This window comes from Caulobacter sp. D5, assembly GCF_003185805.1.
Lineage (GTDB): Bacteria > Pseudomonadota > Alphaproteobacteria > Caulobacterales > Caulobacteraceae > Caulobacter.
In genome coordinates, this window is sequence record NZ_QHJY01000369.1 from 1 (window position 1) to 7,521 (window position 7,521).

At 67.9% G+C, this 7,521-nt stretch carries 7 protein-coding genes; 5 read left to right on the top strand and 2 right to left on the bottom strand.

Translation table 11 applies throughout. The features are described from left to right. Window positions 1–348, top strand: a 348-nt coding sequence (locus DMC18_RS21090) for a response regulator (protein ID WP_146218156.1), incomplete at its 5' end; no start/stop codon positions are given. Between the two features lie 34 nt (window positions 349–382). Continuing rightward, window positions 383–2,098, top strand: coding sequence for an MFS transporter (locus tag DMC18_RS21095; RefSeq protein ID WP_110120583.1), 1,716 nt, complete (start codon window positions 383–385; stop codon window positions 2,096–2,098). A 9-nt stretch (window positions 2,099–2,107) separates the two neighbouring features. Here the strand turns inward: DMC18_RS21095 and DMC18_RS21100 are convergent, their stop codons facing one another. After that, complete coding sequence (locus DMC18_RS21100; protein ID WP_110120584.1) at window positions 2,108–3,850, bottom strand: hypothetical protein; 1,743 nt, start codon at window positions 3,848–3,850, stop codon at window positions 2,108–2,110. Between the two features lie 169 nt (window positions 3,851–4,019). Continuing rightward, a complete protein-coding gene (locus DMC18_RS21105) occupies window positions 4,020–5,921 on the bottom strand; it encodes a peptide MFS transporter (RefSeq protein ID WP_110120585.1) in 1,902 nt (633 codons plus the stop codon). Between the two features lie 200 nt (window positions 5,922–6,121). Here DMC18_RS21105 and DMC18_RS21110 point away from each other — a divergent pair, with 200 nt between their 5' ends. From DMC18_RS21110 to DMC18_RS21115, 3 genes are all read left to right on the top strand, one after another. Further along, window positions 6,122–6,688 (top strand): DUF427 domain-containing protein, encoded by a 567-nt coding sequence (locus DMC18_RS21110; RefSeq protein ID WP_110120586.1) that lies wholly within the window; start codon window positions 6,122–6,124, stop codon window positions 6,686–6,688. A 161-nt stretch (window positions 6,689–6,849) separates the two neighbouring features. Next, the gene (locus DMC18_RS26680; protein WP_199228522.1) at window positions 6,850–6,987 is read left to right on the top strand and encodes a hypothetical protein; all 138 of its coding nucleotides are present in this window, start codon (window positions 6,850–6,852) and stop codon (window positions 6,985–6,987) included. 46 nt (window positions 6,988–7,033) lie between these two features. Continuing rightward, window positions 7,034–7,438, top strand: a complete 405-nt coding sequence (locus DMC18_RS21115; protein WP_110120587.1) for an SRPBCC family protein — start codon at window positions 7,034–7,036, stop codon at window positions 7,436–7,438. Window positions 7,439–7,521 lie beyond the last annotated feature (83 nt).

The window sequence follows — 7,521 nt, forward strand, 5'->3', positions numbered from 1 at the left end:
GAGCGCGAAGGCTGCACGGTCGACCGCATCGCCAGCGGCGACGAGGCCGTGGCCGCCCTGTCGCGCGGGACCTACGATCTGGTCTTCATGGACCTGCGCATGCCCGGCCTCAACGGCCTGGAGGCCACCCGCGCCGTTCGCGGCAAGGGCGTCGACACCCCGATCCTGGCCCTGACCGCCGACGCCTTCGACGAAGACCGTCGCCAGTGCCTGCTGGCCGGCATGGACGACTTTCTCGTCAAGCCCCTGACGCCGGCCGCCCTGCGCGAGGCGCTGTCGCGCTGGACCGGCCCCGACCGCCCGCGCCGCTGGACGAACGTCGCGACGCGCGCCAAGGTCGCCCGCTGACGGCGGTTTTCCCGTCGCCTCGGGGGAAGACCGCATGAGCCAGGACAGCACGCCGACCGCGGCGCCGCCCAAGAAGAGCCTGCTCGGCGCCCTGTCCGTGTTCGGCGAGCGGCGCGCGCTGGCCCTGCTCGGCCTCGGCTTTGCGTCGGGCCTGCCCTACATGCTGATCTTCGACACCCTGTCGCTGTGGCTGCGCGACGCTGGCCTGTCGCTGTCGGTGATCGGCTTCTTCAGCCTGGCCACCCTGTCGTTCTCGCTGAAGTTCCTGTGGGCGCCGCTGATCGACCGGACCAGGATCCCTGTCCTGCATGGTCTGCTGGGCCACCGCCGCGCCTGGATGCTGGTCTGCCAGGCCGGGATCATGCTGGGCCTCTGGGCCATCTCGACCTTGAACCCGGCGACCAATCTGGGCTTGCTGGCCGCCCTGGCCGTGCTGACCGGCTTTCTGACCGCCAGTCAGGATATCGTCATCGACGCCTGGCGCATCGAAGTGGCCGACGCCGAGCGCCAGGGCCCGATGGCCGTGGCCGTGCAGTGGGGCTATCGCGGGGCCATGGTCATGGCCGGCGCCGTGCCGCTGCTCCTGGCCGAGCGCTTCGGCTGGAACTTCTCCTACGCCCTGATGGCTCTGGCCGTGCTGATCGGCGTCGGCGCGACCCTGTGGGCTCCGCGCGAGGCCGCCCACACCATCCGTCCGATCCACACCGACGACGTCGCCCAGCCCCAGGCCCTGGTCGTGGTCGAATGGCTGCTGCGCCTGGCGATCATCGCCCTGGGCGCCCTGATCCTGGGCTCGGGACTGGCCGGCGACGCCGGCCTGCTGTCGAAGCTGGTCGGGGGCGAGGCCCTGGCCGACGCCTGGACCGCCAAGCCCAACGGCGTCTGGCTGCAGCTGACCGGCGCCCTGGTCGGCCTGGGCGTCATCGTGATCGCCGCCTGGCCGATCCCCGGCCTGCGCACCAAGCCGGGCGTCTACATGTCCAAGGCCTTCGGCGAGCCGCTGAAGGAGTTCACGACCCGCTTCTCCGGCGTGGCCGGCCTGATCCTGGCGGCGATCTGCGTCTACCGGGTCTCGGACTTCGTGCTCAACATCATGAACCCGTTCTACCGCGACCTCGGCTTCTCGCTCACCGAGATCGCCGAGATCCGCAAGGTGTTCGGCATCATCGCCTCGATGATCGGCGTGTTCCTGGGCGGCGTCATCGTCGCCCGCTTCGGCCTGATGAAGGCGCTGATCATCGGCGCCTTCGCCCAGCCGATCAGCAATCTGGGCTTCGCCGTCCTGGCCGTCAGCGGCCACAGCGTGCCGATGCTGTTCACCAGCATCTGCCTGGACAACATCTGCGGCGGCATCGCCGGCACGGCGCTGATCGCCTACATGTCGAGCCTGACCAGCGCCGGCTTCACGGCCACCCAGTATGCGCTGTTCTCGTCGCTCTACGCCCTGCCGGGCAAGCTGGTGGCCTCGCAGTCGGGCCGCATCGTCGAGGCCTCGGCGGTCGCCGCCGAGCACGGCGGGCCGCTGGGCGCGCTGAAGGCCCTGTTCGCCCGCCTGCCGCCCGAGACCTTCGCCGCCGCCGGCGCCAAGCTGAACGTCAGCGGCGCGGCCATGGGCGCGGGCTACATCGCCTTCTTCATCTACACCGCCCTGATCGGCGTGGTGGCCATCGCCCTGTCGTTCCTGGTCGCGGCGCGCCAACCCAAGGTCCAGGCGCTGAAGGACGCGGCGGCGGCCGAAGCCACCGCCTAGTCTCCGTCCCTAGCAGGCGCAGATCAGCGGGTAGTTGGTCGTGTCGGCGATGGTGGTCATGCCGTAGTACTGCACCAACACCGACTCCGCCGTGCAGAAGGCGCCCTCGACCCAGGCCTGGTCGTTGGAATAGGCCTCGCCGATGATGAACAGGTTGGCCGCCGTGGCGCCGGGGACCAGGCCCGTCGGCTGGCGGATCTTCTGCATCACGTCGCAGATGTCGTAGTGGGCGGCCCAGGCGTGATATCCGGCCCCGAACGGATTGAGCGAGAAGTCGTCGAAGATCGACTCCACCGGCCAGGGGATCTGGTGGGCGGCGTTGGGGTCGCCCCAGTGCACCTTGGCCAGTTCCAGCAGCACCATGCGGATCATGGTGTCGGTCGCCTTCCGCGGCCCGAACAGCACCTGGTAGTCCTGGTCGATCGGCACCTTGCGGCGCTCGCCCACGCCGATCTCCAGCTCCTGCCAGAACTGCACGTACTGCATGTCGTCATAGGAGGCGAGGACGCCGTACATGGGGTTGTCGGTCCCCTGGCTGTTGTTCCCGAAGTAGTAGACCTGGCGCAGCGGCAGGTCGGTGATGGTCGGGCCGAAAACGTTGTCCTTGCCCGACAGGTCCGGCGGATAGGGCACGTCGGCGTCGGTCCACCACGGACGGTCGAAGAACAGCATCACCCGCATCGACGGCTGGCGGATCACTCCGTCCATGTAGAGCTGCACACCCTCGGCGTTGAGGATGTCGAGCGTCCCGGCCGGCATGTCGGCGTAGCGCGTGGCCTCGGCCACGAGATCCAGCGAGGCCGGCGGCATGGCCAGGAAGGCGTTCTGCGTGGTCTGCACCTCGCCGCCCTTGAAGGGGTTCTCGGCGCTGGCCAGGCGATAGTTGACCACGTCGTCCTCCAGCCACACCGAGTGCAGGCGGGTGCGCTGGGTCAGGACGAGGTCCACCCCCGCCTCCCGCGCCGCCGCAAGGGCCTGCTGGTAGAGCTGGACGAAGACCTGGGAGTAGCCGCCGTTCACCGTCTTGAACGCCCCGCCCGGCGCGAATTCGCCGTTGTAGACGGCGGCGTTGGCGGCGTTCCAGTTGATGACGTTGGAGGTGTAGCCGCCGGCGTCGGCGGCGTACTCGTAGCCCTCGTTGCCGGCCTGGTCGTAGAAGACGTTCCAGTAGCCGATGTTGCCGGCGATCGCGCCCGGCGGATAGACGAACGAGTTGAAGGTGTCCGGCAGCCGGCCCGAGCCGTAGAAGGCGCACTGCTGGGTCCGGGTCGAGACCGGCGCATTGCCGGTGATCAGCGCCGAGATGTTCGAGAACAGGGTGGCGGCCGGCTGCTCGTTGTTGCCCGGTGTGTTGTAGGGCGCGGGATGGGTCGCCAGGTCGTTCTGGTAGATGTGCTCCTCGCGCAGGAACAGCAGCGGGTTGTCGGTGGTGTTGAAGTCGATGACCTTGTCCGACAGGCCCAGCGCCTGGATGGTCAGGGTGACCAGTTGGTGGCCCTGGGTTCCGTCCCACTCGATGAAGCGCATGCCGCCCGCCTCGATGTAGGACTGCTTGGGATCGTCGAAGCAGAAGTGGGTGACGATGCGCCCCGCAGGCAGGCGCGTGCCCGAGCCCGGCCCGTCGAAGGCGTAGTCGCCCCACTCGTAGAGCTGGATGGTGTCGCCCGCGACGGCCTTGCCGCCGGTGACCAGCCGCCAGGCCGTATAGAGCCCCGCCGGACCCGCGCCGAAGATCGTATAGGTCGTTCCCATCGCCGCCTCCCCCTTGGCGCCCCCTGGACGCACCATGGGGCAGCCTTGAAATTGCATCGGCGGGATTACGCGCACCGCGCGTATCGGCGGCTGTGCGAAACCAGACAGCGCGCAAAGAAAAAGGCCCCGGATCGCTCCGGGGCCCTCGTCGTCAGGACTGGCGTCCGCCTCAGTCGGCGGCCGTCGCGGTGTCGACCGGGGCTGCGTGATGCTCGTCCGAGCCGTGCGACCATTTCTTGAGGAAGGGCGACAGCAGCAGGAAGATCACGCCGATGCCGGCGGCGATCAGGCCGATGACGTTGAACACCTGCAGCGAGGTGCGCAGCGCCGCCTCGGGGTCCAGCACCTGGCCGCCGACGGTTTCCACCGTCGTCAGGCCGGCGATGAAGCCGCCGACATACTGGGCGATGGCCACGGCCATGAACCACACGGCCATGACGAACGACACCATCGAGGCCGGCGACAGCTTGGTCATCTGCGACAGGCCGACCGGCGACATGCACAGCTCGCCGGTGGTGTGCAGCATGTACATCAGCACCAGGAAGAACAGCGGCATGCGGAAGGCGCCGTCGGCGAAGGTCGAGCCCCACTGCAGCACCAGGAAGCCCAAACCGACCTGAAGCAGCGCCAGGCCGAACTTGACGACCGGGTTGGGATCCTTGCCGCGACGGCCCAGGAAGGTCCACAGGGCCGCGAACACCGGGGCGAAGATCAGGATCCAGCCGGCGTTCAGGGCCTGGGTCTGGGCGGCGTTGAAGCTGGAGTCGATCCAGAAGGTCGAGGCCGGGTCGAGACCCGCCGCCTTCAGCTGGCCCGGAGTGGCGATGGTCACCGCGCTTCCGAACAGGTGGATCGGCGCCGACGTCAGGTTCAGGTTGACGTTGGTGGCCGCGAACAGGTTCAGCGACGAGCCGGCCTGCTCGAACAGGGTCCAGAACACCACCGCGCCGAAGATCAGGAACATGGCCAGGGCCAGACGCTCGCGCTCGACCTTGCCGACCTTGGCGAACATGAACCAGACGATGTAGCCGATCGAGCCGATCATCCCCAGGGTCAGGGTCACGCCGACGATGGCGCTGCGCTGGACCAGGAAGAACACCACGCCCACCGCCAGCAGCGACACCAGGTAGATCAGGTGCTCGCGGCTCAGCGGGCCGGCGACGTTCTGCTTCAGCGCCTTGGCGTCGGGCGCCTCGCCCTTGCCCATCAGCAGCGGCTTGCCCAGCACGAAGACGACGAAGCCGGCCAGCATGCCGATCCCGGCCAGGCCGAAGCCGGCCCACCAGCCGACCTTGACGCCCAGATAGCCGCACAGCAGCGAGGCCCAGAACGAACCCAGGTTGATGCCGTAGTAGTAGAGGGTGAAGCCCGGATCCCGGCGCGGATCGCCCTGCGGGTAGAGCTGGCCGACGATGGTCGAGATGTTGGGCTTCAGGAAGCCGACGCCGACGATGATCAGCGACAGGGCCAGCCAGAAGATGTTGAGATAGGTCGGGTCACGGCCCTCGACGCCCAGCTTGTACTGGCCCTTGGGCAGCACGGCCGGCAGCGGCGCGTCGGCCGCCAGGTTCTTGATCTCGAAGTCGCCGGCCTTGTTGGCCGAGATGTCGTAGGGCTTGCCCGCCACGATCAGGCGCGCCACGCGGTCGTCGCCGCGGCCTTCGGCCTGGAATTCGTAGGTCTGGCCCGCATAGGCCAGGGTCTGGGTCGCCGGCTTGCCCTCGACCGCCATGGTCAGGTGGCCGGCCACCAGCAGCAGGGCGCCGAAGGCGACGGCCTTGCGCGTGCCCAGCCACTTGTCGGCCAGGAAGCCGCCGATCAGCGGCAGCAGGTAGACGAGCGAGGTGTAGGACCCATAGTGGGCGTTGGCCACCTTCGGCTCGAACAGGAAATGTTGCGTCAGATAGAAGATCAGGATCGCCCGCATGCCGTAGTAGGAGAAGCGCTCCCACATCTCGGCGAAAAACAGGATGATCAGCCCCTTGGGGTGCTCTTTGATAAGCTGCAGGAATACCGGCAGACCCGTCAATAACGTGACGAGCACGCCAATAACAATGACAATGCTATTCATTCTCGACCTTGACTGTATTCAAGTCAGATAGGGCGACACCAACGGTCGTTTCGCCCTTCCCTCCCCAGTTCGCGGGGAGAAGATCACGCGGCTTTCCGTTTCACAAGCAAAGGCTTGCCGGAAGGGAGCGCTTGCCCCGCTCCGCGCGTTTCATTGGCGACAGGTTCCGCAACGACACCCGCAACGACTGGGGAACGCGCATGCAATCGTCAAATCCCGACCATCCGATCACCTGCGCCCGTGAGAGCGGCCGCGTGCGGGTGCTGTTCGAAGGCCACGAGATCGCCGACAGCGACGACGTCCTGGTGCTCCGCGAGGCCGACTATCCGCCGGTCCGCTACTTCCCGCGCGGCGACGTGGCCATGGCCTTCCTGCGCAAGTCCGACAAGACCACCCGCTGCCCCTACAAGGGCCAGGCGACCTACTACACGATCTATCGCGACCGGCAGATCATCGAGGACGCCGTCTGGTCCTACGAGTCTCCCTTGCAGGGCATGGACCGCATCGCCGGGCGGCTGGCCTTCTATCCGCAGCACGTCGACTTCCAGAACGACGCGCTGAGCCCCGTCGAGCCGGTCGCGATCCCCGGCGCGGCCCCGCGCAGCGCCCACGACATCGACGAGATCGTCCGCCATACCGACAGCGGCTCGGGCAGCAGCCAGGCCGAGCACTGGGAGGCCAATGTCTCGATGCCGGACGACGAGGCCTGGGAGGGTGACGAGGACCAGCTGATCGGCCGTCCGTACCACGGAACGGGCTCGATCTAGGGGATGGGTCGGCCCGCCGACACAAGCCCATGTATGAAAACACACATTTTTGTCACTCCACGGCGCCGTTCGCGCTTGCCAAGCGTTGCAACCCAGGAGATCGTCTCAAATGAAACCGTCCGCTCCCTCCCCCAGGGAGAATAGAGACGGAGGAGGAAGCCATGGCCTATATCAGCCTGGAGGCGCGCCACCAGACGGCGTCGCCCCGCCGCCGGATCCGTTGGGAGCGCGTCGCGATCGTCGGCGCCAGCCTCGGCCTCTGGGCCGGCGTCATCGCCCTGGCCACAGCCCTTTCCTGACCCTTCGGCGCGGAGAGCTCGCGCGCCGCCTGGCCGCGAGATGTCCATGCCCCTGAATCCCTGCCGTCCGATCTCCATCGGCGTCGCCCGAACGGCCGCCGACGTCTATGACTACGCCCGACGTCCGCAGGCCATGCCCGAATGGGCCGCGGGCCTGGGCGGCGGCCTGCGCGCCTCCGCCGAGCCCGACGTCTGGATCGTCGACACGCCCGAGGGCGAGGCTCGCGTGCGCTTCTCGCCCGACAATCCCTACGGCGTCCTCGACCACTGGGTGACCCTGGCCGACGGGACCGAGGTCTCCGTCCCCCTGCGCGTGGTGGCCAACGGCGACGGCGCCGAGGTCACCCTGACCCTCTTCCGCCTGCCCGGCATGGACGACGCCGCCTTCGAACGCGACGCCGAGGCGGTGACCCGCGACCTGCAGACCTTGAAGGCGCTGCTGGAGGGCTGAGCTTCAGGCAAAGAAAAAGCCCCCTCCCAGTCGGGAGGAGGCTTGTTTCTGATCAGGCCTGGCGACTTAGAACTCTTCCCAGG

What these genes read in the sequence shown, in the direction of transcription:
- DMC18_RS21095 (WP_110120583.1), top strand. Translation starts at nt 383, where the DNA reads ATGAGCCAGGACAGCACGCCGACCGCGGCGCCGCCCAAGAAGAGCCTG.
- DMC18_RS21100 (WP_110120584.1), bottom strand. Translation starts at nt 3,850, where the DNA reads ATGGGAACGACCTATACGATCTTCGGCGCGGGTCCGGCGGGGCTCTAT.
- DMC18_RS21105 (WP_110120585.1), bottom strand. Translation starts at nt 5,921, where the DNA reads ATGAATAGCATTGTCATTGTTATTGGCGTGCTCGTCACGTTATTGACG.
- DMC18_RS21110 (WP_110120586.1), top strand. Translation starts at nt 6,122, where the DNA reads ATGCAATCGTCAAATCCCGACCATCCGATCACCTGCGCCCGTGAGAGC.
- DMC18_RS26680 (WP_199228522.1), top strand. Translation starts at nt 6,850, where the DNA reads ATGGCCTATATCAGCCTGGAGGCGCGCCACCAGACGGCGTCGCCCCGC.
- DMC18_RS21115 (WP_110120587.1), top strand. Translation starts at nt 7,034, where the DNA reads ATGCCCCTGAATCCCTGCCGTCCGATCTCCATCGGCGTCGCCCGAACG.